Here is a 24995-nt window from a genome sequence, read left to right on the forward strand (position 1 = left end):
TTGCCGCGTTTGTGTATATGCAGAGGTCTGTATAGTCTTGCATCGTGTCCAAGGTCCTGACCTCCCTGCCCGTCGGCGAGCGCGTCGGCATCGCCTTCTCCGGGGGTCTCGACACCTCGGTCGCCGTCGCGTGGATGCGTGAGAAGGGGGCCGTCCCCTGCACCTACACCGCCGACCTCGGGCAGTACGACGAGCCGGAGATCGACACCGTGCCCGAGCGCGCCGCCCAGTACGGCGCCGAGGTCGCCCGGCTCGTCGACTGCCGGGGTGCGCTCGTCGAGGAGGGCCTGTCGGCCCTCGCCTGCGGGGCGTTCCACATCCGCACCGGCGGCCGGACCTACTTCAACACCACTCCCCTGGGCCGCGCCGTGACCGGCACCCTCCTCGTGCGCGCGATGCACGCCGACGACGTCGAGATCTGGGGTGACGGCTCGACGTTCAAGGGCAACGACATCGAGCGGTTCTACCGCTACGGCCTGCTCGCCAACCCCAACCTGCGCATCTACAAGCCGTGGCTCGACGCCGACTTCGTCGCCGAGCTCGGCGGGCGGCACGAGATGAGCGCCTGGCTCACCGCACGGGACCTGCCGTACCGGTCGAGCCAGGAGAAGGCCTACTCGACCGACGCGAACATCTGGGGTGCCACCCACGAGGCCAAGACCCTCGAGCACCTCGACGAGCCGATGGAGGTCGTCGAGCCCATCATGGGCGTGCGGTTCTGGGACCCCTCGGTCGCGATCGAGACCGAGGACGTCACCCTCACCTTCGTCCAGGGCCGGCCGGTCGCCGTCAACGGGCGGGTCCTCGACCCGGTCGCCCTCGTCGACGAGGTGAACACGATCGGCGGCCGGCACGGCATCGGCATGTCGGACCAGATCGAGAACCGGATCATCGAGGCCAAGTCGCGCGGCATCTACGAGGCCCCCGGAATGGCGCTGCTGCACATCGCGTACGAGCGCCTCCTCAACGCGGTGCACAACGAGGACACCATCGCCAACTACCACGCGGAGGGGCGCCGGCTCGGCCGCCTGCTCTACGAGGGCCGCTGGCTCGACCCGCAGAGCCTCATGCTGCGCGAGGCGCTCCAGCGGTGGGTCGCGTCGGTCGTCACCGGCCAGGTCACCCTGCGGCTGCGGCGCGGCGAGGACTACTCGATCGTCGACACCCGGGGCGAGAACTTCAGCTACCACCCGGACCGCCTGTCCATGGAGCGCGTCGAGAACGCCGCCTTCGGGCCGGGCGACCGGATCGGTCAGCTGACGATGCGCAACCTCGACATCGCCGACACCCGCGCCAAGCTCGAGGTGTACGCGGGGCAGCCGGTCGACCAGGGCCAGCTCCTCGTCGAGCACGGGACCCTCTTCGGGGAGCTGCCCGCCGGGGGCTACGACCGGATCACCGCCAACCCCGAGGTCGCGGTGGCCGACGACGACGCCCTCGACCGCGCCGCGATGGAGTCCGGCACCGACTGACGCGACGGCATCCGGTCCACGTCCCGCGGGAAGCCTCGGCTTCCCCCGACAACCCTTCTCCGGACAGCCGGAGTTTCTCGCGTCACCCGATGAACCCCAGCCGCGCGGGGGTTGTGCACCGCACACAAATAGACTGCGCCGTATGCCGTCCGCCCGCCGCCCGCTGCCGTCGGCCGCCACCCGCGGCCGGGTCGCGCGGGCCGCCGGGGACCTCGGCGCGGCCGCCGTGCAGCAGATGGAGGCCGACCACGAGTGGTACCGCGCCCTGTCCGCCGAGAACCGCTCCTGGGTCGGCCTCGTCGCACAGGCCGGCATCTCCTCCTTCCTCGAGTGGTTCGGCGGCGAGCAGGCGCGCCCGGCGGTGACGGCCGACGTGTTCGGCACCGCCCCCCGCGAGCTGACCCGGTCGATCTCGCTCGGGCAGACCCTCGACCTCATCCGCACCGTCATCGCCGTCGTCGAGCGCGAGATCGCCGACCTCGCGGCGCCCGGGGAGGGCGACCTGGCCCGCGAGGCGGTGCTGCGCTACAGCCGAGAGGTGGCCTTCTCCGCCGCCGAGGTCTACGCCCAGGCCGCCGAGGCGCGAGGCGCCTGGGACGCCCGGCTCGAGTCGCTCGTCGTCGACGCCGTGCTGCGCGGCGAGGCCGACGACTCGATGCAGTCCCGGGCCGCGGCCCTGGGGTGGGGCGCCGTCACGAAGGTCGCCGTCGTCGTCGGCTCGACACCGCCGGGCGCCACCGCGCCCGTACTCACCGACCTGCACCGCGCGGCCCGGCGCCTCGGGGTCGAGCTGCTCGTCGCCATCCACGGCCCGCGGATGGTGTGCATCGGCGGCAGCGTCACCGACCCGCTCGGCCTCGCGACCGCCCTCGACCCCCACCTCGGCGACGGTCCGCTCGTCGTCGGGCCCACGGTTCCGCACCTGTTCGCGGCCGGTCGCAGCGCGCGCGCCGCGATCTCCGGCCACGCCGCGGCCCCCGCCTGGGCGGGCGCCCCCCGCCCGGTCCACGCCGACGACCTCCTCGCCGAGCGGGCCCTGCTCGGGGACCTCCCGGCCCGCGGGGCACTCGTCGCGCGCATCATCCGGCCCCTCGCGGAGAGCCCCGGCGGCACCCTGCTCGAGACGGCCGCGGCCTACCTCGACGGCGAGCGCGGGGTCGAGGGCACGGCCCGAGCCCTCATCGTCCACCCCAACACGGTGCGCTACCGCCTCGCCGGGATCACGAAGGCGATCGGCTACGACCTCACCGACGCCCACGACGCCCAGACGGTACGGATCGCCCTCGCCTTCCACCGGCTCGGCCCGGCCGCCCGCACCGGTCCGCGCCCGTGAGGAACCCGATCCCGCTTGGAGGAAACCTCCAAATCCTCGCGCGCAGGTTCGTCCCCGTTCGTCACGGTTCGGTCACGGCCGGGCCGTCAGGCTGGACGGGTGATCGCCATCGTCTGCCCCGGCCAGGGCTCCCAGACCCCGGGCTTCCTCGCCCCGTGGCTCGAGCTGCCCGGCCTGCGTGACCAGCTGACCGCCCTGTCCGAGGCGGCCGAGGTCGACCTCGTCGCCCACGGCACGACGTCGGACGAGGACACCATCAAGGACACCGCCGTGGCCCAGCCGCTGCTCGTCGGGGCCGGCCTGCTCGCGCTGCGGGCGCTCGGCGGTGGCTCCTCGAGCACGGATGCCGTGCCGTCGAGCGGGGTGCTCGCCGGCCACTCCGTCGGTGAGGTCACCGCCGCGGCCGCTGCGGGTGTGCTCTCCGAGGCGGACGCCATGCGCTTCGTCGCCCTGCGCGGCCGCTCGATGGCCGAGGCGAGCGCGGCGACCCCGACCGGGATGAGCGCCGTGCTCGGCGGTGACCCCGGAGCCGTCCTCGCGACGATCGGCCGGCACCTGCTCACCCCGGCGAACGTCAACGGCGCCGGTCAGGTCGTCGCCGCGGGCTCGCTCCCCGCCCTCGACGAGCTCGCCGCCGACCCGCCCCCCCGGGCCCGGGTCGTCCCGCTCAAGGTCGCGGGCGCCTTCCACACCCACTACATGGCCCCGGCCGCCGACGCCCTGCGCGCCGCCGCCGCCGACCACGACGTGTCCGACCCCGGGGTGACCCTCGTGTCCAACCGCGACGGCCAGGTCGTCACCGACGGGCGCGAGGTGCTCGACCGGCTCGTCGCCCAGGTGTCGAACCCGGTGCGGTGGGACCTGTGCATGGAGCGCTTCACGACCCTCGGGGTCACCGCGATCATCGAGCTCCCGCCGGCCGGCACGCTCGTCGGTCTCGCCAAGCGGGCCCTCAAGGGGGTCGAGCTGCTCGCGCTGAAGTCCCCCGACGACCTCGACGCCGCCCGCACCCTCATCACGGAGCACTCCGCATGACCGCCACCCCGAAGGGCTTCGCCACGGCGCTGCGCTCCGCCACACCCGTGGCGAACGCGCGCATCGCCGGCATCGGCGGCTACCGGCCGCGGCGCATCGTGCCGAACTCGGAGATCGTCGAGCGCATCGACTCCTCCGACGAGTGGATCCGCGAGCGCTCGGGCATCATCGAGCGTCGCTGGGCCGGCGACGGGGAGTCGGTCATCGACATGTCCGTCATGGCCGCCGAGCCGGCGCTCGAGATGGCCGGGATCACGGGCTCCGACATCGACGCCGTCCTCGTCGCCACGGTGAGCTGGCCGTACCAGACCCCCGCCGCCGCCCCGCTCGTCGCCGAGCGCTTCGGCAGCAAGGGCATGGCGCTCGACATCTCGGCCGCCTGCGCCGGCTACTGCCACGGCATCGCCCTCGCCAACGACATGGTCCGCGGCGGCTCCGCCGAGAACGTCCTCGTCGTCGGGGTCGAGCGGCTCTCCGACTTCACGAGCCGCGACGACCGCGGCACGGCGTTCATCTTCGGCGACGGCGCCGGCGCGGCCGTCGTGAGCCGCTCCGACACCCCCGGCATCGGCCCGACGATCTGGGGCTCGGACGGCGCCCAGTGGGACGTCATCAGCCAGACCGAGAGCTGGATCGACGTCCACGAGCAGAAGCTGCGCTGGCCGCACATCGGCATGCAGGGGCAGACCGTCTTCCGCTGGGCCGTGTGGGGCATGGCCCCCGTCGCACAGCGCGCCCTCGACGCCGCCGGTGTCACCGCCGACCAGCTCGACGCGTTCGTCCCCCACCAGGCGAACGTGCGGATCATCGACGCGATGGTCAAGCAGCTCAAGCTGCCCGACGGCCTCGCCATCGCCCGCGACATCGCCTACACGGGGAACACGTCCGCGGCCTCCGTGCCCCTCGCGATGGAGCGGATGGTGCGCAAGGGCCAGATCCCGAGCGGGGGCCTCGCGCTCCAGATCGGGTTCGGCGCCGGCCTGTCGTACGCCGCGCAGGTCGTCGTCATCCCCTGACCACTCCCGTGGGCCCACGGGTCACCCGGGCCGAGCAAGCACACCCACACCGAATCGAAGGAGCAGCGCAATGGCACTCAGTGAGCAGGAGATCCTCGACGGCCTCGCCGAGATCGTCAACGAGGAGACCGGTCTGGAGCCCTCCGAGGTCCAGTCCGACAAGTCGTTCACCGACGACCTCGACATCGACTCGCTGTCGATGATGACCATCGTCGTCAACGCCGAGGAGAAGTTCGGCGTCCGCATCCCCGACGACGAGGTCAAGAACCTCACGACCGTCGGCGACGCCGTCGGCTTCATCGCCAAGAACCAGGCCTGACCCACGTCGTCCGTCCCCGGCCCTCCCCTACCCGTCCGGGGGGCCGGGACGGACACTGGATGACGAGCCACCCGAGCCACACCCCCGTCCCCTTCCCACAAGGAGCAGCAGGCCATGAGCGATCGACGCGTCGTCGTCACCGGACTCGGTGCCACCACCCCGCTCGGCGGCACGATCGCCGAGACCTGGGACGGCATCCTCGCGGGACGCTCGGGTGCCAAGCCCCTCCCGCCGGAGTGGCTCGAGCGCTACGAGCTCCCCGTGCACTTCGCGTGCACGCTCGCCCAGAAGCCCGACGAGGTGCTCACCAAGGTCGAGGTCCGGCGGATGGACCCGAGCGCCCAGTACGCCGTCATCGCGTCGCGTGCGGCGATGGAGGACGCCGGGTCCCCCGAGGTCGACCCCCTGCGCCTCGGTGTCGCCATCGGCACCGGCATCGGCGGCGTGTGGACCCTTCTCGACCAGTGGGACGTGCTGCGTGAGAAGGGGGTGCGCCGGGTGTTCCCGCTCTCCGTGCCGATGCTCATGCCGAACACCTCGGCCGGCAACGTCTCGCTCCAGCTCGGCGCCCGTGCGGGGGCACACACGACCGTGTCCGCCTGCGCCTCCGGGGCGGAGTCGATGGGCACGGGGTACGACATGATCCGCACCGGCCGCGCCGACGTCGTCGTCGCCGGCGGCACCGAGGCGGCCATCCACCCGCTCCCGTTCGCCGGGTTCGCGCAGATGCAGGCCCTCTCGACCCGCAACGACGACCCCGCGGCGGCCTCGCGCCCCTACGACACCGGCCGTGACGGGTTCGTCATGGGCGAGGGCGCGGCGGTCATGGTGCTCGAGGAGTACGAGCACGCCAAGGCCCGCGGCGCGCGGATCTACGCCGAGTTCGCGTCGATCGGCATGTCGGCCGACGCGCACCACATCACCGCTCCGGAGCCCGAGGGTGCGGGCGCGTCCCGCGCCATGCTCGAGGCCGTCGAGCGGGCGGGACTGACGGCGGCCGACATCGTGCACATCAACGCGCACGCGACCTCGACGCCGGTCGGCGACGTCGCCGAGGCCCACGCCATCCGGCGCGCCTTCGGGGCCGCCGCCGACGGGATGCCGGTCAGCGCCACGAAGTCGATGACGGGTCACCTCCTCGGGGCCGCCGGCGCCCTCGAGGGGCTGCTCGCCGTGCTGTCGGTGCACCACCGCGTCGCCCCGGCCGCGATCAACATCGACGACTTCGACGACCAGATCGACCTCGACGTCGTGCGCGGCGAGCACCGCACCCTGCCCTCCGGTGACATCGCGGCGCTCAACAACTCCTTCGGGTTCGGTGGCCACAACGTCGCGCTCGTCGTCACGAGCGTCTGAGCGCCGGTCCCGCTCCGCCGAGCCGCCGGTCCCGCTCCGCCGAGCCGCCGGTCCCGCTCCGCCGAGCCGCCGGCCCGCGCGCGACACGACGCAGCCCCCCGCTTCCTCCCGGGGGGCTGCGTCGTGCGTCAGCCGACCTTGTGCAACCAGCGCACCGGCGCGCCGTCCCCGGCGTACCGGAAGGGCTCGAGCTCGTCGTCCCAGTCGGTGCCGAGGATCTCCTCGATCATCTCCTGCATCGCCTCGGGGCTGCCCTGGGCGAGCATGACGACCTCGCGCAGCCGGTCCTCGTTGACGACGGCGTCGCCGTTCGCGGACGTCCACGTGTGGTGGATGCCCAGGCGTGGGGTGTGCGACCAGCGCGAGCCGTCGCAGCCGGCGCTCGGCTCCTCGGTCACCTCGTAGCGCAGCTTGTCCCAGCCGCGCAGCGCCGACGCGATCCGGGCGCCGGTGCCGGCCTCGCCCGCCCAGCTCAGCTCGGCGCGCACGAGACCGGGGGCGGCGGGCTGGTCCGTCCAGTCGACGCCCACGCGGGCACCGAGGACAGCCTCGATCGCCCAGACGATGTGCGGGCACAACGCCTTGGGGGTCGAGTGGACGTAGACCACTCCCCGCGTCAGGGTGCGCGGCATCGAGACAGACATCCTGGGCCTCCTTCGCGTGCGAGGGACGTCTTCCCCAACGCCGGTGCGCGCGATGTGTGGTCCGGGTCTGCCGGTGGCCGGGTCCTCACCCGGGCCGGATGCCGTGCCGTCATGCTGTGCGGGCACGCTGCGGTGCCGTTGTGGGAGACATCATGCCGCATGCTTCACACGGGCACCAGCGATCTCACCGATCCCATGCGAAACAGGCCTCTGCCCCGGGGGGGGCCCGGTCAGGTCGCGGGGCTGCTCGTGCCGTTCGCGTCGCTCGGGTCCGTCGAGCCGGTGCCGGAGTCGCTGTCCGCGCCGGGCGGGCCACCCGGACGGCCTCGACCACCCTGGGGGCCCTCGTCGACCGAGGTGACCACGAAGGACGCGTCGACGAGCACGTGGACGTGGGTGTCGTCGCTCCTCGTGACGTGCACGACGTACGTGCCGCTCGAGGTCGCCCGCACGCCGTTCGCCGTGCCGCCGTCGACCTCGGCCAGGGCGGCCGCCACCGCCTTGGATGCCGCGTCGGCGGTGAGGGTGCCCCCGCCGTCGTGCATCCCCCGGCCCCCGCCGTCACGGGTCTCGGCCCCGTTCGGCGTCCCGGACGAGGAGCCCGGGCTCGGGGATGCCGTGCTCGCGGCGGACGAGGTCCCGGTCTCCCCCGCCGCGCTCGCGAGCGTGGCGCTCGTGAGGCCGAGGGCGGCCGCGGCGGCGATGCCGGCCCCGGCGAGGACGAGGGTCTTGGGCTTGTTCTGCATGACAGTCTCCTGGGTGGACGTCGAATGGGTGTCACCACCGTGCGGCCGAGCGCTGTGGCGGGGCTGGCGCCCACCCCTGCGCCACCTGTGGATCCGCGTCCGGCGACGAGGCGAGCGCCCCGGTAGGCTCACGGCGCCCGGCGGCGCACGGCATCCGGGCGCGGGGCGTTAGCTCAGTCGGTCAGAGCAGCGGACTCATAATCCGCCGGTCGTCGGTTCAAGCCCGACACGCCCCACCATGTGTGCCAGGTCGCGGCCATGCACCATGGGCCGGCTGTTGCACGGGGTTCCGCGGAGGGCTGGGCACAGGGTGATGCAGAGGGCGCGTTCTGTCGCGCGGTGTGCATCACCGGACTCATCCGTGATGGAGGCGGAACATCCGCTCCTGCCGCGGTCGGCACGGCACCGGGAGTCGTGGACGTCGCCGTGGGGCGTTGCCACGACGGTGCGAGCCCCCGCCTGGTGCCGGGCGGTTGTCGCAGTGCCGTCGGGGACACTGGGGGAACACCGACCGTCGCTTCGACAAGGAGTCAGCCGTGATCGAGGGAACCGTGCGCTGGTTCGATGCTGACCGGGGGTTCGGCTTCATCGCCCGGCAGGAGGCGGAGGACCTGTACGTGCATGCGTCCGAGATCGTCAGCGACGACGCGGTGAAGCTGCTGCGGGAGGGGCAGGTGGTCGAGTTCGAGATCGGTGAGGGGGATCGCGGCCCGCAGGCACGCCGCGTGCGGGTCACGGCCGACCAGGCCGCCGACACACCACTGGGCGTGCTCGGCACCGTCGCTTGGTACGAGCCTGCCAAGGGGTACGGCTTCATCACGCCCGATGGCGGTGGTGGAGAGGTCTTCGTGCACAGTTCGGCCATCGTGGGGGGCGGCGTGCTCTCGCAGGGGCAGCGGGTGGCGTTCCTCGTCGTCGACGGGGAGAAGGGACCGCAGGCTGACCATGTGCTCCCCTTGGGGGCCCAGGCCGCCCAGCAGGCCGGGGCTTCCGATGGGGCGGACGGCACCGTGTCCTGGTACGACGGGGACAAGGGCTTCGGGTTCATCACCCCCGATTCGGGCGGCCAAGACGTCTTCGTCCACGTGCGGGCGCTGGCCGACGGGCTCCCGGAGCTGAGCGAGGGGGGCCGGGTGACGTACGACACCGTCGCGAGCGAGAGGGGTCCGCAGGCTCGCGACGTGCGCCTCGCGCGCAGCTCGACACCGCGGGGTGCGCCCGCGACGTCGGCGGCCCGCGCCCGGTCCAGACACCTGGGGGCATCCGAGGTCCCGGTGCGCGGCGGCGAGGGAGTGGTCGCGCGCTACGACGAGGCGCGGGGGTTCGGCTTCATCGCCCCGGACGCGGGAGGTGCGGACCTGTTCGTGCACGTGTCGGTCCTTCGAGGCGCCGAGGCGCTGCACCCGGGCGATCGGGTCCGGTACCAGGTGCGACAGAGCGATCGAGGACCACAGGCCGACCGCGTCGAACGGGTGTGAGCGCAACGGCGGTCGGGGCGGAGCTGCTGCTCAGGTGTGTCCCGATCCAGCCGCACACTCGTCGAACCCCTCCGGGCCGCGATGCCTCGGTACTACGCTGGCGACGAACAGGGGTCCACGGTCACGACCGGGATCCCGCCGGGGGACCAGGAGGCTGGGCAGGGCATGCACGACGACCCGCCGCACCCACCCGCGTCGCCTCCCTTCGCGGGAGTGCCGCCGCAGGGCCCCGGCCCGGCCCGCCCCGAGCGGCCGGCACTCGGGGGCCACGAGCCGGCGCCGCTCAGCGGGCCCGGCGCCGTACCGAGCGCGGTACGACGCACCCTGCGGCTCTGGCAGGCCTCACTGACCCTCACCTTCTTCGCCCTCGTCACGATGATCCTGACGCGCGGCGGTCTCGCCACCCACCTCGAGGAGGCGCTGCTCGAGCGGGACCCGACGTTCTCCGTCACGGTCCTCGAGACCGCCACCCGCCGGGTCGTGCTCGGGGTCGTGGCGGTGCTGGCCGTCGTGCTCGTGCTCGAGCTCGCCCTGGTCCGAGCCCTGTCGGGACGGCACACGTGGCCACGGTTCGTCACGGTTCCCGTCGTCCTCCTGCACCTCGTGGTCGCCGTGCTCGCCTCCCTGCTCGTGCCCGGCACGGCGTGGCAGGGCTGGCTCCTCACGGCGACCCTCTTCCTCGGCGTCGCCGTCGCGCTCGCCGCCGTCATCGGGTCCTTCGCCCCCGGGTTCTCCGCATGGGTGCACCGGCGGGAACCCCCCGAGGACGTCAGCTGAGGCTCGGTGCCCTGTCCTCGCCGTGCTCCGCTGCGGCCGGGCCGACCTCCTCGAGCTCGAGGACCAGGCCTTCCAGCGTGCGGATGACGGTGTGCGCCGCGGCGATCTCGGCCGCGCCGTGATCCGGGTCGCTCGCGACCGTGCGCCAGTGGCGCAGCTGGGCCAGCGCCGCATCGAGCATGCCGTGGTGCGGCATCCCGGCCGGGGTGCCGAGCCGCTCGGCAGCGGACGTCCCGCGCCCGCCCAGGACCCGGTCCGCCTCCTCCAGGTCGGGGGCGCCCAGCGCGGGCGCGTGCGAGGTGCGCAGCTCGGCGAGCAGGCGCATCTCGGCGTGCTCGTGGACGTCGCGCAGCGCCGACTCCACGTCGTCGCGCAGCTCGTGGAGGTCGGGGCCACGAGCGGACAGCTCGCGGTGCAGCGTGAGGAGTGCGGTCCGTGCCTTGAGGGCGTCGGCCCGGCCGGCGAACTGCACCGTGAGGATGCGGCTGACCTCGTCGAGCCCGCTGCGCCGCACGAGCTCGTCCGCGAGCGCGCTGGCCGTGCCGAAGCCGTCACGGACGAGCACGGTCGCCAGCCGGATGCCGTACACCCCGAACCGGTCGAGCAGCCGAGCGCGCACCTCCGGCGAGGCCGCCGGGTCCTCGAGCGGCACACGGGCGAACCGGTCGGCGGAGAGCAGGAGGTTCTCGCGTCGTTCGCGCCCGAGCGCGGACAACGCCCGCAGCGCCTCGAACTCGGACTGGCGCATCGTGCGCGCGCCCTCGGCCAGCAGGCCGGCCACCGGCACGACGTCGACGCACGCGAGCCGGACGAACGGGTCGTCCCGGTAGCGTCCGGCGACCTTGGCCGCACCGAGGAGGGCGTCGAGCCGTCCGGCGCCCACCTCGTCCGCCCGGGAGAGGACCCCGAGGGTCGTCGCCGGGTTGGCCGCCGCGCCCTGGTGCTCACGGAACGCCGAGAGGAAGTCGGCGTCGCTGGCGTGCAGGTGGCGCAGGAGGTAGACCACCGCGTCGACCTCGGAGGCGGACCCGCCGGGCACGAGCGCGTTCATCGAGGAGACGCTGATCTCCTCCGAGAGCGAGGCCAGGCCGGGTGTGTCGATGAGGGTGAGGTCGGAGAGGGCCGGCGACGGCCAGGTGACCTCGATGCGCAGGACCTCGTCGATGGGGCGCCCGCCGGTGTCGAGCCGCAGGCGACCCTCCACCCGGTGGACCGGGCGCTCCACCCGCGCGCCGTCGCGCAGGACGACGCGCACCCGCGGACTCGCGCCACCCCGGTACCACGTGACGACCCGCGTGCACTCACCCGTGTCCGTCGGGGCGACCTGCTCCCCGAGGAAGGCGTTGATCAAGGTGGACTTGCCTGCCTTGAGCCGGCCGGCGAGGGCGACCCTGATCGGCTCGTCGAGCCGGTCCCGGGCCGCGACGAGCCGTGCCCGGACATCGTCGTCGTCGACGACGTCGAGGCCACGGTCGAGCAGGGTCCTGGCCCGCTCCGACGTCCGGCGCGCCCTCATGTCGACGGCCTCGCGACGAGGCGGTCGGTCAGGGCGTCGAGCTCGTCGAGCTCGTCGAGGCTGCGGCGCACCACGACCAGGCGAGCCCGTCGCTCGGCGGCCGTCGCCTCCTCGTTGCGCTTGGCACTGGCCAGGGTCTCGGCGATGCCGGACGCCATCCCGTCGGCGACCAACGTGTAGTGCTCCCGCACGGTTCGCTGCACCCCGCGCAGTCGGTCCCTCAGCTGCTTGCCGACGTAGAAGACGACGTCGTCCGCGTACTTCTTGACGAGCTGCTTCGCCTCGGCGCGGCGACGCTTGAGCCGGGTCTCGGCATCCTCCCGGTAGGCCTTGGTGCCGAGCAGCAGCCCGGCGCCGATCGAGATGGGGTTGACCAGCGCCATGCCCGCCAGCCCGGTGAGGAGCCCGAACATGAGGATGCCGCCGTAGGACCCGCGCATCCCGATGAGCACCTTCTGCACCAGGTTGAGGTGACCGGAGTCGACCGTCCCGAGCGCATGGACCGGGTCGATGAGGCCGGTCGTGTCCCTGAGGCGAAGCTGGGGCGCGGCCGACTGGGCATCCTCCGCGAAGTGCTGGCCGACCTGCTCGAGCAACCACATGGCGTTCCGGTCGGCCCAGAGGAAGGTGTCCTCCAGCCCCCTCGAGACCCGGTGCTCGAACCACTGGGCGAAGTCGTCCCAGCGCTCGGCGGGGTCCCCGGCATCGATGGCGTCCTCGGCCTCGCGCACGACGATGCGCAACCGGTCCCGCAGGTCGTGGTCGAGGTCGGCGTTGAGGTCCGCCATCCCGTCGGCGAGGGTCGTCTGCCACCGCGACGACCGGCGCTTGAGCTCGGCCACTCGTTCCTTGGCAGCGTTGAGCCCCGACACGAGCTCCGGGAGTGAGCTGGGGTCCTCGAGCGCGGCCAGCTCCGCAGTGAGGGCGGCGCGCAGGCCCGCGGCGACCGCCCGCACGTCATGGGCGGTGGACTCGGCGAGCAGCTCGTCGCGCCGCGCGAGGACCCGGTGGTGCAGGTGGGCGATGAGCTCGGGAAACCCCGACTCCGCGTTGACCCGGGCGTCGCGGTGCCTCGCGGCGGCCAGCCGCAGGGTCGAGGAGACCGGGATGACCGGGACGGAGATCCCCGCCTCGTCGAGGTGTGCCACGTCGAGCTCGCGGACCCGACGCCAGGCGGGGTGGAGGTCGGTCTTGGACAGCACGACGGCCACCGTCGGGCAGGCCGCCATCGCGTCCCGGAGGAACGCCAGCTCCGGGGCGGTGAACTCGCTGGACGCATCAGTGACGAGGAGGACCGCGTCGGCCGTGGGGAGGGCGGCCAGGGTGGCCGCGGAGTGAGTCGCCGCTCGCCCCCCGACGCCGGGGGTGTCGACGAGCACGAGGCCCTCGCGCAGGAGGGCGCGGGGGAGCCGAGCTCGGGCACCGACGACCCGCTGGCCGTCGACCCGGCTGCGGTGCTGGAGCACGTAGGACGTCAGGGCGTCGATGGCCACCTCCCGGACCTCGGGGACGGGCGCCTCCTCGGTCAGCTCGTCCGGGGCCAGCAGCACGTGGGCCGAGGGTGGGTCGCCGTACGACACGTCCGTCGGGATGGCCGTCGCGACGTCGTCGTCGACCGGGCAGACCGGGGCGTTGACGAGGGCGTTGACGAGCTGGCTCTTTCCCTGCTTGTACTCACCGACGACGAGCACCCGCACCTCGGGGTCGGCGAGGCGGCGGCGGGTGTGCTCGAGGCGAGACAGCAGGTCGCTGCGCTCGTGCGTCCGGCACGCGGCTGCGGCGTGCTCGAGCAGCTCGGCCGGTGTCAGCGGCTGACGTGACACGTTGCATGACCCCTTGACGTCGTCGAGCCGGCGGACCCCGCCACCGCCGGCCCTGCGCCGTGAAGCCTAGCAATCCCCTCGGCTCCCGACAGGGCGTCGGGGTGGACGACACGGCCCAGGCGGCCCGGCATGAACCGCCGGGCCGCCTGGGCTGCCGTGTCACTCAGAGGAGGTCGACACCGTCGTCGTCGGAGTCGTCGTCGACCACGTCGTTGTCGCCACCGTCGTTGTCGATGAAGTCGTCGTCGGAGTTGTCCTCGTTGAACGAGCCCTCGGTGTCGACGGTGAAGGAGTCCTCCACCTGGACGGAGTCGTCGTCGACCAGGTCGTTGTCGCCGCCGTCGTTGTCGATGCCGTCGTCGTCGGAGTTGTCGTTGCCCGCGTTGTCGACGTCGATGCCGTCGTTGTCGCCACCGTCGTTGTCGATGCCGTCGTCGTCGGAGTTGTCGTTGCCCGCGTTGTCGACGTCGATGCCGTCGTTGTCGCCACCGTCGTTGTCGATGCCGTCGTTGTCCTCGGTCGTGCTGGAGTTGCCCGAGTTGTCGACGTCGATGCCGTCGTTGTCGCCACCGTCGTTGTCGATGCCGTCGTTGTCCTCGGTCGAGGCGTCGATGGTGAACGAGTCCTCGATCACGGTGGTGACCGAGTTGTCGCTGTTGTCCGTGACCGAGTTGTCGCTGTTGTCGTTGAAGGAGTCCTCGTTCTCGACCGAGTTGTCGCTGTTGTCGTTGAAGGAGTCGTCGATCCAGGTGTTGACCGAGTTGTCGCTGTTGTCGTTGAAGGAGTCCTCGACCTCGACCGAGTTGTCGGTGTTGTAGGAGTCCTCGTTGAAGGAACCGACGGCCACGCTCCCGCCGGCGGCGATGGCGCCGTCGCCGGACGCGATGATGGCGTCGTTGTCGAAGAGCTGGGTCACGTCGCCGTCCGCCCAGATGTTCTGGTTCACCGACTGGTCGGTGACGGTGTCCCGGTCGTCGATGGACGTCGAGTACGTGTAGTTGTTGACGATCGACGTGAGCTGGGCCACCGCGTGGCTGTGGTCGTCGTCGTCGTCGCGGCCGTGGCCGTGGTCGTCGTCGCGGTCACGTCCGTGGCCGTGGCCGTGGTCGTCGTCGCGGTCATGGCCGTGGCCGTGTCCACCTCCGTTGCCGCCGCCGCCACCTCCGTTGCCGCCACTGCCGCTCGGCGAGCTGTCCCCGTAGGAGACGCTGTTGCCGCCCGTCTCGTACTCGCGCTCGTGGTCGCCCTGGTCGACCTCGGCGTAGTCGAGGACGACAGGTCGCACGGCGTCGACCTGCTCGCAGGTGAGGTCGCCGTGGCCGGCGCGGGCGAGGGCCGCCTCGGGGTCGGCGTTGTACTCCGCGGCGGCGTCGTCGTCACGCAGCAGGTTGAGGATGAAGTCGAGCAGGCTGGTCGTGATGGCCATGAGGTCCCTCCCAATGTCGGTGCATTCCGTGGTCACGAGCGAGAAGCGTTCGTGGTGAGGACGCTACGGACGGCACCCTGTCGCCGCATCGGGGAGCGTCCCCCTGTTCTTCACCCACCGTTAGGGGCATTCCGGTGGTGGACGGGGGGTGGATGGGGGACGATGACAGGTATCTGCCGCTGCGTTCCGTGCTCCTTCGGTCACGGGACGGCCCCGGCGGGCAGGGGTGCACGGGCCGGGGTCGAGGTGCGGCGGAACGCGTGGGGAGGAGCAGAGCCGATGGCGGGGCACGAACGGGCGGCCGATGACGTGCAGGTGGTCGTGGAGCTGGGCGAGACGAACGTGTGGGTCACGCTGTCGACCCCGTCCGGGGCGGTGGCGCCACCCGGGTTCGAGCAGACGGGCACCTCAGGGCGCCTGCCGGCCGGCGCGGCGGTCGCCCCGGACGGGTCGTGGCGATGGGGGGTGGAGCGAGGGAAGCTCACCGAGGGCGTCGTCGTGTCCGGCTTCCTCGCTCGCGTCGACGACCCCGTGCCGCTTGTCGTCGACGGGCACCGGTGCCCGGCCACCGAGCTCGTGGCCCGCCAGGTCGAGCACGTCGTCCGGCTCGCGAGCGACGGGCGCCGGCCCAGCCTCGTCAGCGTGGTCCACCCCGACGAGATGTCGCACCGGTCGGTGCGCGCGATCTCGTCCGCCCTCGAGCTCGACGCACCGGTGCGCTGGGTCACGCGCGCCGAAGCGGCGGTCACCGCAGCCGCCTCGGCGGGTGACCTCGACGCCGGAGACGTCGTGGCCTGCCTCCACGTGGGGGGAGCCGGCTGCGCTGCCAGCGTCTGGTCGGTCGACGACGCCCCGCGACGACTCGGCCCGGTCCGGTCCGAGCCCTCCTGTGCGGGGGCGGCGCTCGACGACCAGGTCGTGAGGGCCGTGGAGTCGTCCGCCTCGCCCACCGCCCGTGGGCCTCGGGCCGAGCTCCGGTCCGTCTGCTCGTCGGCCAAGGCCCGGCTGTCCTGCGAGACGGCCGTCGACGTTCCCGTGGGAGACACGGTCGTCCGCCTCGTGCGCACCGAGCTCGAGGAGATCAGCGCGCCGCTGCTCGCGCGACAGCTCGACACCCTGGCTGACGCCCTGGCCCTCGCGGGGGTCGAGGCGTCGACGGTGCGGTCGATCGTGCTCACCGGCGGGTCCGCGGCGGCGCCCGGCCTCGTCGAGGCTGCGGGGTCCAGGTTCGATGCGCCGGCCACGGTGGTCGACCGCCTCGGCCCGGTGCTCGGTCACGACACGGCGGCGGCGGAGGCGGCCCGGGCGCGTGCCGTCCCGGCCGAGGTGCAGGAGACGCGGGTGGCCGCGCCGACGCCGGCCGGCGCCGGCGGGTGGGTTCGTGCGGCACGGGACCGGCTGAGCGCCCGGTGGCCGATGCCGGCGGTTCCGTCGCTGCTGCCCGGTCGCAGGCCCGTGGTCGCCGGTGCCGTCGCGGTGCTCGCCTTCGCTGCCGTCGCTCTTGGGGCCGTCGTCCAGCAGGCGAGCGTCATGGGAATGCTCGCCGCCGCCCTGGGAGCCGGCGACCGGGCCGGGGGGCTCAGTGCCAGCACCCTGGCCCGCGGCGCCATCGGCCCCCTCGTCGCCGTCGGCCCGGACGTCGCCCGGGGCGTCAAGGGAGTCATCGCGGTGGCCACGGATGCCGTGTCCGACGGCGACGACGCCGGCGACGGCGACGACGGCACCCAGTCCGACGGGACCGAGTCGGCGCGGGGCGAGGACCCGGGTGCGACCGGCACCAGCGCCGGCGGGACGCAGCCGACCCGTGGAGGAACCGGAACCGGCACCCAGGCCGGCGGACCGCGCCCCACGACGCCGGGCGGGACGTCCACTCCCCCCTCGTCCGGTGGCGCCACGACGCCGAGCGACCCGACCCCCAGCCCCTCCGCGCCGGGCGCGAGCGATCCCGACCCCGTCCCGGAGCCCACGACGCCCGCCCCGGATCCGACCCCCGTGCCTGATCCCCCCTCGGAGCCCGTGGGCGACCCCGACCCCGACCCGGCTCCCGACCCCACACCCGACCCGGACCCTCCGGCCGAGCCGGTCGGTGACCCCGAGACCCCGCCGCCCGGCGACGGTGGCGCCACGAACGAGCCGACCGGATCCGCCGAGGCCGGCGACGCCGGCCCGCAGGGCTAGTGACCGTCGCGACCGTGGTGGCACCGACCGAGGCGCTCGACGACGCCTGGCACCACCTCGAGCACTCCCACGGGAACCTGGTGCTCGTCGGCGCCCCGGGCTCCGGCAAGACCACGACGCTGACGGCGCTCGAGACCCGGTGCGCGCGCCACGGCATCCCGGTGCACCGGTTCGGACCGACCGGGGATGCGTCACCGGCCGGTGTCCGGCCGAGGGCGGTCCCGGGACAGCCGTCGCTCCTCCTCCTCGACGACGCCGACCGCACGCAGGAGTCGGAGCTCGCGCGCTGCCTGCGATGGGTCCACGACGACGGAGCACGGCTCGTGGCGACGGTGCGGCCCGGTTCCCTCGGGTCGCCCGTCGAGGCGCTGTCGGACCTCGCTCGCACCGCCAGGACCCTCGTCCTGGAGCCGTGGAACGAGCTCGAGGTCGCCGGCCTCCTCGAGGCGCTGCACGACCCCACCCCACCGGGCGAGGTGCATGCCGCCACCCGGGGGCTGCCCTGGCTGGTCCGCGACGTGGTCGCGGCCACCACGCCACCTGCGGCAGCTCATGTCCCCGTGCCCCGTGGTGCCTGCAGCGCCGCCCCGGGGGGCCTCGCGCGGCACGTCCTCAGGCTGTTGAGGGAGTGCCCTGCGGTCCAGTCCGACCTGGTCCTCGCGCTCGCCGCCGGCTACCCGAGTCACGGAGAGCCGTTGGCGCCGGCGCTGCGCGGCCTTCCGCCCGCCGAGGCGCGCGCCGCCGCCGACACCTTGTGGCACACCGGCCTCGTCGCACTGGACGGTGAGCTCCCACCGGTCGTCCGGGACGCCCTGCTGCGCCACGCGCCGCCGCACCGCCTCAGGCCACTGCTCGACAGTCTCGTCGACGACCTCAGCACCACTGGTGGTGACCTGCGTGCGGTGGCCCCCACGCTCGTCACCCTCGGGGTCCGTGACCCGCGGCTCACCGCCGCGGTCACCGACGAGGTGAGCCGCCTCCTGCCGAGGAGTCCCGCCGCCGCCGCGGCGCTCGCCGGGGCGGCCCTCAGCGCGGGCGCCGACGGCCGGGACGGCGCGCACGGCGGTGGCAGCGAGCTGCGGGCGCTCCAGGCGGAGGCGCTCGGGCTCGCGGGCGACCTGGAGGCCGCCGCCGTCGCCCTGTCGCCCGTGCCGGGTGGAGCACTCTCGTCCCACGGCGAGCGGGTCGCCATGACGCTCGCGGTCCTGGGCGGGCAACCGGGGCAGGGCGCGAGGCTCGCCCGCTGGGTGCTGGATCACCCGGGCGCGGCTCCCGACCCGACGACGAGCGCCTGTGCGGCCCTGGCCCTCGCGGGCCGCGGAGATGCCGCGGCGGCGCGTGCGCTGCTCGCCGCAGGCGGCGCGACCGGCCCGGACGTCACCGTCTCACCGCTCCCCGAGATGGCGGAGGCCGTGCTGCTGACCCTCGGCGAGCACCGCCACCACGCCCTGCCGGGCCTCGTGCGCATCGCCGGGCGGGGACGCCGCCCGGAGCTGCTCCCGGACGTGCCCGCGGCACTCGCCGCGCTCGTCGCGGTCAACGGGGGTGACCTCGCGATCGCCGAGTCGGTCCTGGCCGGGTCGGGCCGCGGGCGCCCGGACGCAGGGATCGAGGCCCCGGCGGTCGACGCGTCCCGCATCAGTGCCCTGCGCGGATGGGTGAGCATGCTCGCCGGCCGCTACGGCGAGGCCGCGCAGCACCTCGACCGGATCGACCCCGCCGTCCCCCGTGACGAGCCGTGGGCCTGGGGCCTGCGTCTGGGGCTGGCCCGGCGCCAGGACGACATCCGGGGCCTGACCGCCCTGTGGCCCGCGGCTCGCACCGTTCTCGTCGGGCACCCCGTCGACCTCTACTCCCTGCTGCCGCTGGGGGAGATCGGCCTGGCCGCGGCGCGGATGCACGAGCCCGACCTGGCAGCGGCGGTCTGGGACCAGGCGCGTGACCTGCTCGTCGAGCTCGGGGGCGCTCCCCTGTGGGCCGCGCCCTTCCACTGGTACGCGGTGCAGGCCGCGGTCCTCACCGACCGTCCGGACGCCATGGCCGCAGACGCACGCGCCCTCGTCGTGGCGGCCCGCACCGACCCGGTCGCGGCCACGTACGCCGCCGCGGGCAGGACCTGGGTGTCGGTGCTCGGTCGCGACGTCGACCCGGCGGCGGTGGCCCGGTCGGCCCGGGCGCTGGCAGCCGTCGGCCAGGCCTGGGAGGGCGCCCGGTTGGCCGGACACGCCGCGGCTCGGGTGGCGGACCGCAAGGAGGCCGCCGCGCTGCTCGACTGCGCGAGGGGGCTCGTCGCCCAGCCGGCACCGGGCGACGAGGGCGAGGTGGCCAGCCCACCGACGCCCGCCCAGGTCAGGGCCGGCGCCATCGTCATGAGCGAGCGCGAGCACGAGGTCGCCCAGCTCGTCGTGGCGGGGCTGACCTACCAGGAGATCGGCGAGCGCCTCTTCGTGTCCGCGCGCACTGTCGAGCACCACGTCGCCCGGATCAAGCGACGCAGTGGAGCCCAGAGCCGCTCCGAGCTGCTCTCGCGCCTCAGCCTCACCCTCGAGGCGCACTCCGCAGCCCCGCCCCGCTGACGACCCCGGAGTGGTTCACGCCCCGCACGTGGGGTCGCCCGGGGTCAGCGGACGAGGTCCTCGTACGAGCGGGGGTCCTCGATCGGCTCGACGTGGCAGGTGACGTCGATGTCGGGGAACTCGGCGACGAGTGCCGCCGTGATGTCCTCGACGAGGTCGTGGCTGCGCTGCACGCTCCAGACCCCCGGCACGAGGAGGTCGAACTGCATGAACCGCCGGCTCCCCGCCTCCCGGGTGAGGAGCCGGTGCCACGTCACGTGGTCCCCGGAGTACCGGTCGAGCACGGCACGGATGATCTCGTCGTCCTCCTCCGGCAGGCTGACGTCCATGAGGCCGGCCGAGGCCCGGCGGATGAGCCGCCACCCCGTCACGAGGATGTTGACGCCCACGGCGAAGGCGACGAGCGGGTCGAGCCGCTCCCACCCGGTCAGCGCGACGAGGAGCACGCCGACGACGACGCCCACCGACGTCCAGACGTCGGTCATGAGGTGCTTGCCATCGGCCGTCAGGGTGATGGAGCGGTGCAGCGCGCCGGCGCGCAGCAGCACCCAGGCGACGAGGCCGTTGACCACGGACGCCACCACGGAGACCGCGAGGCCGATGCCGACGTTGTCGAGGGGACGGGGGTTGATGAACCGCTCGATGGCGCTCGCGAGGATGACCGCGGCGGCGACGAAGATCATCAGCCCCTCGGCCGCCGCCGAGAAGTACTCCGCCTTGCTGTGCCCGAAGTGGTGGTTCTTGTCGGCGGGCAGCACGGCGACGGTGAGGGCGACGAGCGCCACGACCGCCGCGACGAGGTTGACGAGCGACTCGGCGGCGTCGGAGAGCAGCCCGACCGACCCGGTGACCCACCAGGCGAGAGACTTCAGCGCGATGGTGACCAGGGCCGCGCCGATGGCCAGCCAGGCGAACCGGGTCAGGTCGACGGGCTGGGGGCGAGCCGGCGTCGTCGGGGTGACCACGGCCCCATTCTTGCGCGCTCCCTGACGCCCGACGTCCCGAGACCGATGTGACGTGTCCGGGGCCCCACCCCGCGGTACGGCCGTCCTCCCCCGTGCGAGAGGATCGCGGCGGCGTGATTCCGCCGACACCGGGGGGCCCCGGCCTGTCGGCGAGACGCCGCAGGTGACAGGCTGGACCCGACCGCAGGAAAAGGGTGACGACATGACCGGACGCCGCTCGATGGGCGCCGTCGACGCGATCTGGCTCTCGATGGACAGCCCGGACAACCTCATGGTCATCGACTCGGTCATGATGCTCGAGGGGCCCGTCGAGTGGGAGCGGCTCGAGGCCGTCGTGCAGCACCGCCTCGTCGACCGCTACCCCGTGTTCACCCAGCGCGTCGTCGAGTCGCCCTCCCCTGTGGGGATGCCGCACTGGGAGGACGACGAGAACTTCACCCTCGCCGGCCACCTCCACCGCGTGCAGCTGCCCGAGCCCGCCGACGACGCAGCCCTGCAGGCGTTCATCGAGCAGAAGATGCAGGAGCCGCTGCGGCGGGATCGCGCGCTGTGGGACCTCTACCTCGTCGACGGGCACGAGGGTGGGGCCGTCGTCGTCTCGAGGTTCCACCACGCCCTCGCCGACGGCATCGCGCTCGCCCAGGTCCTGCTGTCCCTCACCGACGACGAGCCGGACGACGACCTCGTCGCCGCCGACCGCCCGGCATCCCGCTCGGCCGCGGGTCAGGCCGGGCCCACCGGCATCCTCGACGTCGCGGGCCGGCTGACCCGCCCCGTCACCGCGGGGGTCCGCAGTGCGCTGCACATGTTCGGCGAGATCCCCGCCGCGCTCAACCCGTCGACCGCCGTCGAGGCGCTCACCGTCGCCTGGCAGACCGGGCAGATCGCCGACAAGCTGCTCCTCGGCCACGCCCCCGAGTCACCCATCACCGGAGACCCGGGTGTCCCGAAGCGGGCGGTCTGGTCCCAGCCGCGACCGCTCATCGACGTCAAGCGCGTCGGCCGGGCGACGGGAGCGACGGTCAACGACGTGCTCGTCGGTGCGGTGTCGGGGGCGATCGCCGGCTACGTCAGCGACCGTGGCGGCGACCCGGGCGACCTCACGACGATGGTCCCGGTCAACCTGCGCGACGGCAGCCGGCCCCTGCCGAAGACCCTCGGAAACAAGTTCGCCCTCGTCATGCTGCCGCTGCCCACCGGCCACCTGCCCCCGCTCCAGCGCCTGTCGGAGGCCAAGCGGCGGATGGACACCATCAAGCACTCGCCCGAGGCGGTGCTCACCTTCGGCCTCATCACCGCGATCGGGCACACGAACACCGACATCGCGAAGCTCGTCATCGACTTCTTCGCCGCCAAGGCCATCGGCGTCACGACGAACGTCGCGGGGCCGATGGCCGGCCGCTACCTCGCCGGGGCGCGCATCTCCAGCATCCTCGGCTGGGTCCCGGGGTCGGGGCGCCAGACCCTCGGAGTGTGCATCTTCAGCTACGACGGGGTCGTGCGCGTCGGGTTCAAGGCCGACGCGACCGTCATCACCGCGCCCGAGCGCCTCGTCCACGCCTTCGACGACGAGATGGACACCCTCGTCCGGCTCGCCGCCGCCGTCTGACCGGGAGGTCGCCATGCCCACCGACACCGCCACGAGCACCGTCGTCGTCGACGCCCCCCTCGACGAGGTGCTCGCCACGATCCGCGCGATCGAGGCGCTTCCGCAGTGGGTGTCCGACATCAAGGAGGCGGAGGTGCTGACCGCCGACGCCGACGGGATGCCGCTCACGGCGCGGTTCGCGGCCGCGACCGCCGTCGGCACCGACCGCTACACGCTCGCGTACGAGCACGCGGACGACGGTATGAGCTGGCACCTCGTCGAGGGCCGCCTGCAGACCGGCCAGGACGCGACGTACACGCTGCGCCCCGTCGACGACGACCACACCGAGGTCACCTTCACCCTGACGATCAGCCACAACCTTCCGTTGCCCGGCTTCATCCGCAACCGGACGATCAAGGGCCTCGTGACGAACAACACCGGCGGGCTGAGGAAGCACCTGGCCCACTGAGGCGGTCAGCTGTCGAACCCGATGCCGACGGTGTCGAGCGCGCGCAACCACAGGTTGCGGCGCCCGGTGCGGTCCTCGGCCGCGAGGCTGGCGCGGGTCGCGCGCACGGCGGCGTAACGGATCGGCTCGGGCGGGAACGGCATCGGCTTGCGGCGCACCATCCCCAGACGGGTCACCTCGGTGTCGCAGCCGTCGACGAGGTCGAGGGCGACCCGGGCCCCGAAGCGCGTCGACGCCACGCCGAGACCCGTGTAGCCGACGGCGTAGGCCAGCCGGCCCCCGAGCGCCGTGCCGAACACCGGCGTGAACCGGGACGTCGTGTCGATGACCCCCGCCCAGCGGTGCGTGAACCGCAGCCCCTCGAGCTGGGGGAAGATGTCGAAGAAGTGCCGGGCGAGCAGGTCGTGCGACTCGGACTGCTCGAGCCGGGGGTCGATCCGCCCCGGGAAGTGGTAGTTCGCGTCGTAGCCCCCGAAGAGCACCCGGTCGTCGAGGGTGCGCCGGTAGTAGTGGAACTGGTTGCCGGCGTCGGTGAGGCCCTCGCGACCCTCCCACCCCACGGCATCCAGCTGGGCGGGCGAGAGCGGCTCGGACATGAGCACGTGGTCGTACACGGGCAGCGTCCACAGGGCGAGGCGTCGCAGCGGCCCGCGGAACGCACCCGTCCCGAGCACGACCCGGTCGGCGCGCACGCTGCCCCACTCGGTGCGCACGACGACCGCACCCTCGTCCCGGTCGAACCCCGTGACCGTCGTGTCCTCGTGCAGCCGCACGCCGAGCCGCTCGGCCGCGGCGGCCAGCCCCCACACGAGGCGCCCCGGGTCGACGAGCCCGACGGTGGGGTCGAGGAAGCCGGACCGGTAGCGGGGCGAGTCGACCCGCGCCCGCGCCTGGGCGGCGTCGAGGTGGGTCACCGGGATGCCGTGGTCGCGGTGCAGCTCGTAGGCCTCGCGCACGATGCCGACCTGGCGCTCGTCGAGGGCCATCGTGATCTCGCCGGGGACGTGGAAGTCGGCCTCGACGCCGTGCCGGGTGAGGCTCTCGGCGAGGTCGGCGAAGTTCTGCTCAGCGAGGCGCTCGAGCGTCCCGATCTCGTCGGGCCAGCAGGCCAGCCCCTGGGCCAGGCCGTGGGTGAGTGAGGGCGCGACGAACCCGCCGTTGCGGCCGGATGCGGCGATGCCGAGGCGCCCCCGCTCGACGAGCAGCACGTCCCGCGACGGGTCGTCCTCCTTGGCCTGGATCGCGGCCCACAGCCCCGTGAACCCGCCCCCGACGACGACGAGGTCGGCCCGGTGCCCGGCACCGGTGAGGGCGGGGCGGGGCGCGGGTCGGTCGGGGCGGTCGGTCCAGAACACGTCGGGCTTCGCGTCGGCGAGCGAGGCCCGCACGGTCGCCGGGTCGGCAGTCATGGCCTCATCATGCCGGGAGCGGGCGGACCCGGTCGGGGCGGCCTGAAGGTCTCGGTTCGGTGTCAATGCCGCGGATCGGACCGCTGCGGATTGACCGTGTCGGCCCGCCGGTCGCTAGGTTCACTGCATGAGCGAGCCCCTCGTCGTCATGGACGGCGTCAACAAGCACTTCGGCGACCTCCACGTCCTCAAGGACATCGACCTCACCGTCGGCAAGGGCGAGGTGGTCATCCTCATCGGTCCTTCGGGGTCGGGGAAGTCCACGCTGTGCCGCACGATCAACCGGCTCGAGACCTTCGAGTCCGGCTCGATCTCCATCGACGGCCAGCAGCTGCCCGAGGAGGGCAAGGCCCTGGCCGCGCTGCGCGCCGACGTCGGGATGGTCTTCCAGTCCTTCAACCTCTTCGCCCACAAGACGATCCTCGACAACGTCACCCTCGGGCCGATCAAGGTGCGCAAGATGTCGAAGGCGGACGCCGAGAAGAAGGCCATGGAGCTCCTCGAGCGGGTCGGTGTCGCGCACCAGGCGCAGAAGTACCCCGCCCAGCTCTCCGGCGGGCAGCAGCAGCGCGTCGCGATCGCCCGCTCTCTCGCCATGGACCCCAAGGTCATGCTCTTCGACGAGCCGACCTCCGCCCTGGACCCCGAGATGATCAACGAGGTCCTCGACGTCATGGTCGAGCTCGCCCACAGCGGCATGACGATGATCGTCGTGACCCACGAGATGGGCTTCGCCCGCAAGGTGGCCAACCGCGTCGTCTTCCTCTCCGACGGGCAGATCGTCGAGCAGGCCCCGCCGGAGCAGTTCTTCACCAACCCCACGAGCGACCGCGCCAAGGACTTCCTCGGCAAGATCCTCACCCACTGAG

At 73.3% G+C, this 24995-nt stretch carries 20 protein-coding genes and 1 tRNA gene; 14 read left to right on the top strand and 7 right to left on the bottom strand.

Translation table 11 applies throughout. From position 1 onward, the window contains the following. The first annotated feature begins 44 nt into the window (after positions 1 to 44). From argG to fabF, 6 genes are all read left to right on the top strand, one after another. Positions 45 to 1472 (top strand): argininosuccinate synthase, encoded by a 1428-nt coding sequence (gene argG, locus ABD899_RS07390; protein ID WP_345204153.1) that lies wholly within the window; start codon positions 45 to 47, stop codon positions 1470 to 1472. Between the two features lie 142 nt (positions 1473 to 1614). Continuing rightward, complete coding sequence (locus tag ABD899_RS07395; protein WP_345204155.1) at positions 1615 to 2805, top strand: PucR family transcriptional regulator; 1191 nt, start codon at positions 1615 to 1617, stop codon at positions 2803 to 2805. 99 nt (positions 2806 to 2904) lie between these two features. Further along, the gene (locus ABD899_RS07400) at positions 2905 to 3840 is read left to right on the top strand and encodes an ACP S-malonyltransferase (protein ID WP_345204158.1); all 936 of its coding nucleotides are present in this window, start codon (positions 2905 to 2907) and stop codon (positions 3838 to 3840) included. Continuing rightward, entirely contained in the window at positions 3837 to 4856 is a 1020-nt protein-coding gene (locus ABD899_RS07405; RefSeq protein WP_345204160.1) for a beta-ketoacyl-ACP synthase III, read from the top strand. The genes ABD899_RS07400 and ABD899_RS07405 overlap by 4 nt, the downstream gene beginning before the upstream one ends. 70 nt (positions 4857 to 4926) lie before the next feature. Next, positions 4927 to 5175, top strand: coding sequence for an acyl carrier protein (locus ABD899_RS07410; RefSeq protein WP_345204163.1), 249 nt, complete (start codon positions 4927 to 4929; stop codon positions 5173 to 5175). 114 nt (positions 5176 to 5289) lie between these two features. Continuing rightward, a complete protein-coding gene (gene fabF, locus ABD899_RS07415; protein ID WP_345204165.1) occupies positions 5290 to 6531 on the top strand; it encodes a beta-ketoacyl-ACP synthase II in 1242 nt (413 codons plus the stop codon). A gap of 128 nt (positions 6532 to 6659) precedes the next feature. On the opposite strand, the gene ABD899_RS07420 is transcribed toward fabF, so the two are convergent. After that, positions 6660 to 7175, bottom strand: coding sequence for a DUF3145 domain-containing protein (locus tag ABD899_RS07420; protein ID WP_345204168.1), 516 nt, complete (start codon positions 7173 to 7175; stop codon positions 6660 to 6662). 230 nt (positions 7176 to 7405) lie between these two features. Continuing rightward, on the bottom strand, positions 7406 to 7921 hold the full coding sequence (locus tag ABD899_RS07425) for a hypothetical protein (RefSeq protein WP_345204171.1): 516 nt from the start codon (positions 7919 to 7921) through the stop codon (positions 7406 to 7408). 162 nt (positions 7922 to 8083) lie between these two features. On the opposite strand from ABD899_RS07425, the gene ABD899_RS07430 reads away from it, so the two are divergent. The 3 genes from ABD899_RS07430 (at position 8084) to ABD899_RS07440 (ending at position 10176) form a co-directional block, all read left to right on the top strand. After that, positions 8084 to 8160, top strand: a tRNA-Ile gene (locus ABD899_RS07430). Between the two features lie 297 nt (positions 8161 to 8457). Then, complete coding sequence (locus tag ABD899_RS07435; RefSeq protein ID WP_345204174.1) at positions 8458 to 9399, top strand: cold-shock protein; 942 nt, start codon at positions 8458 to 8460, stop codon at positions 9397 to 9399. 165 nt (positions 9400 to 9564) lie between these two features. Continuing rightward, positions 9565 to 10176: a hypothetical protein gene (locus ABD899_RS07440; RefSeq protein WP_345204176.1), complete on the top strand. Its 612-nt coding sequence runs from the start codon at positions 9565 to 9567 to the stop codon at positions 10174 to 10176. On the opposite strand, the gene ABD899_RS07445 is transcribed toward ABD899_RS07440, so the two are convergent. The 3 genes from ABD899_RS07445 to ABD899_RS07455 all read right to left on the bottom strand — a co-directional run bounded on the left by ABD899_RS07445 (position 10169) and on the right by ABD899_RS07455 (position 14941). Continuing rightward, positions 10169 to 11692 (bottom strand): dynamin family protein, encoded by a 1524-nt coding sequence (locus ABD899_RS07445; RefSeq protein WP_345204177.1) that lies wholly within the window; start codon positions 11690 to 11692, stop codon positions 10169 to 10171. The two genes, ABD899_RS07440 and ABD899_RS07445, sit on opposite strands and share 8 nt — an antisense overlap. Next, positions 11689 to 13515 carry a dynamin family protein gene (locus ABD899_RS07450; RefSeq protein ID WP_345204178.1) on the bottom strand — a complete coding sequence of 609 codons (1827 nt, stop codon included), beginning with the start codon at positions 13513 to 13515 and terminating at the stop codon, positions 11689 to 11691. The genes ABD899_RS07445 and ABD899_RS07450 overlap by 4 nt, the downstream gene beginning before the upstream one ends. A 163-nt stretch (positions 13516 to 13678) precedes the next feature. Then, positions 13679 to 14941 carry an IniB N-terminal domain-containing protein gene (locus ABD899_RS07455; protein ID WP_345204179.1) on the bottom strand — a complete coding sequence of 421 codons (1263 nt, stop codon included), beginning with the start codon at positions 14939 to 14941 and terminating at the stop codon, positions 13679 to 13681. Positions 14942 to 15220: 279 nt separating this feature from the next. On the opposite strand from ABD899_RS07455, the gene ABD899_RS07460 reads away from it, so the two are divergent. Together ABD899_RS07460 and ABD899_RS07465 are read left to right on the top strand one after the other, a co-directional pair. Beyond that, positions 15221 to 17119, top strand: a complete 1899-nt coding sequence (locus ABD899_RS07460) for an Hsp70 family protein (RefSeq protein WP_345204180.1) — start codon at positions 15221 to 15223, stop codon at positions 17117 to 17119. Between the two features lie 14 nt (positions 17120 to 17133). Continuing rightward, on the top strand, positions 17134 to 19695 hold the full coding sequence (locus tag ABD899_RS07465; RefSeq protein WP_345204182.1) for a helix-turn-helix transcriptional regulator: 2562 nt from the start codon (positions 17134 to 17136) through the stop codon (positions 19693 to 19695). Between the two features lie 44 nt (positions 19696 to 19739). Here ABD899_RS07465 and ABD899_RS07470 read toward each other — a convergent pair whose 3' ends face one another. Next, positions 19740 to 20660: a cation diffusion facilitator family transporter gene (locus ABD899_RS07470; protein WP_345204184.1), complete on the bottom strand. Its 921-nt coding sequence runs from the start codon at positions 20658 to 20660 to the stop codon at positions 19740 to 19742. 202 nt (positions 20661 to 20862) lie between these two features. Between ABD899_RS07470 and ABD899_RS07475 the strand changes: the two genes are divergently transcribed. Both ABD899_RS07475 and ABD899_RS07480 read left to right on the top strand, forming a co-directional pair. Beyond that, a complete protein-coding gene (locus ABD899_RS07475) occupies positions 20863 to 22269 on the top strand; it encodes a wax ester/triacylglycerol synthase family O-acyltransferase (protein ID WP_345204186.1) in 1407 nt (468 codons plus the stop codon). A gap of 13 nt (positions 22270 to 22282) precedes the next feature. Beyond that, entirely contained in the window at positions 22283 to 22717 is a 435-nt protein-coding gene (locus ABD899_RS07480) for an SRPBCC family protein (protein ID WP_345204188.1), read from the top strand. A gap of 5 nt (positions 22718 to 22722) precedes the next feature. Here the strand turns inward: ABD899_RS07480 and ABD899_RS07485 are convergent, their stop codons facing one another. Beyond that, the gene (locus ABD899_RS07485; protein ID WP_345204189.1) at positions 22723 to 24126 is read right to left on the bottom strand and encodes an NAD(P)/FAD-dependent oxidoreductase; all 1404 of its coding nucleotides are present in this window, start codon (positions 24124 to 24126) and stop codon (positions 22723 to 22725) included. A gap of 127 nt (positions 24127 to 24253) precedes the next feature. Between ABD899_RS07485 and ABD899_RS07490 the strand changes: the two genes are divergently transcribed. Beyond that, the gene (locus ABD899_RS07490; RefSeq protein ID WP_345204191.1) at positions 24254 to 24994 is read left to right on the top strand and encodes an amino acid ABC transporter ATP-binding protein; all 741 of its coding nucleotides are present in this window, start codon (positions 24254 to 24256) and stop codon (positions 24992 to 24994) included. The last annotated feature ends 1 nt before the right edge of the window (position 24995 follow it).

It is taken from the genome of Fodinibacter luteus, from assembly GCF_039541575.1.
Taxonomy (GTDB): domain Bacteria; phylum Actinomycetota; class Actinomycetes; order Actinomycetales; family Dermatophilaceae; genus Fodinibacter; species Fodinibacter luteus.

Coding starts and splice junctions, on each gene's coding strand:
- ABD899_RS07395 (WP_345204155.1), top strand. CDS start 1,615: ATGCCGTCCGCCCGCCGCCCGCTGCCGTCGGCCGCCACCCGCGGCCGG.
- ABD899_RS07405 (WP_345204160.1), top strand. CDS start 3,837: ATGACCGCCACCCCGAAGGGCTTCGCCACGGCGCTGCGCTCCGCCACA.
- ABD899_RS07410 (WP_345204163.1), top strand. CDS start 4,927: ATGGCACTCAGTGAGCAGGAGATCCTCGACGGCCTCGCCGAGATCGTC.
- fabF (WP_345204165.1), top strand. CDS start 5,290: ATGAGCGATCGACGCGTCGTCGTCACCGGACTCGGTGCCACCACCCCG.
- ABD899_RS07420 (WP_345204168.1), bottom strand. CDS start 7,175: ATGTCTGTCTCGATGCCGCGCACCCTGACGCGGGGAGTGGTCTACGTC.
- ABD899_RS07425 (WP_345204171.1), bottom strand. CDS start 7,921: ATGCAGAACAAGCCCAAGACCCTCGTCCTCGCCGGGGCCGGCATCGCC.
- ABD899_RS07440 (WP_345204176.1), top strand. CDS start 9,565: ATGCACGACGACCCGCCGCACCCACCCGCGTCGCCTCCCTTCGCGGGA.
- ABD899_RS07445 (WP_345204177.1), bottom strand. CDS start 11,692: ATGAGGGCGCGCCGGACGTCGGAGCGGGCCAGGACCCTGCTCGACCGT.
- ABD899_RS07455 (WP_345204179.1), bottom strand. CDS start 14,941: ATGGCCATCACGACCAGCCTGCTCGACTTCATCCTCAACCTGCTGCGT.
- ABD899_RS07460 (WP_345204180.1), top strand. CDS start 15,221: ATGGCGGGGCACGAACGGGCGGCCGATGACGTGCAGGTGGTCGTGGAG.
- ABD899_RS07475 (WP_345204186.1), top strand. CDS start 20,863: ATGACCGGACGCCGCTCGATGGGCGCCGTCGACGCGATCTGGCTCTCG.
- ABD899_RS07480 (WP_345204188.1), top strand. CDS start 22,283: ATGCCCACCGACACCGCCACGAGCACCGTCGTCGTCGACGCCCCCCTC.
- ABD899_RS07485 (WP_345204189.1), bottom strand. CDS start 24,126: ATGACTGCCGACCCGGCGACCGTGCGGGCCTCGCTCGCCGACGCGAAG.
- ABD899_RS07490 (WP_345204191.1), top strand. CDS start 24,254: ATGAGCGAGCCCCTCGTCGTCATGGACGGCGTCAACAAGCACTTCGGC.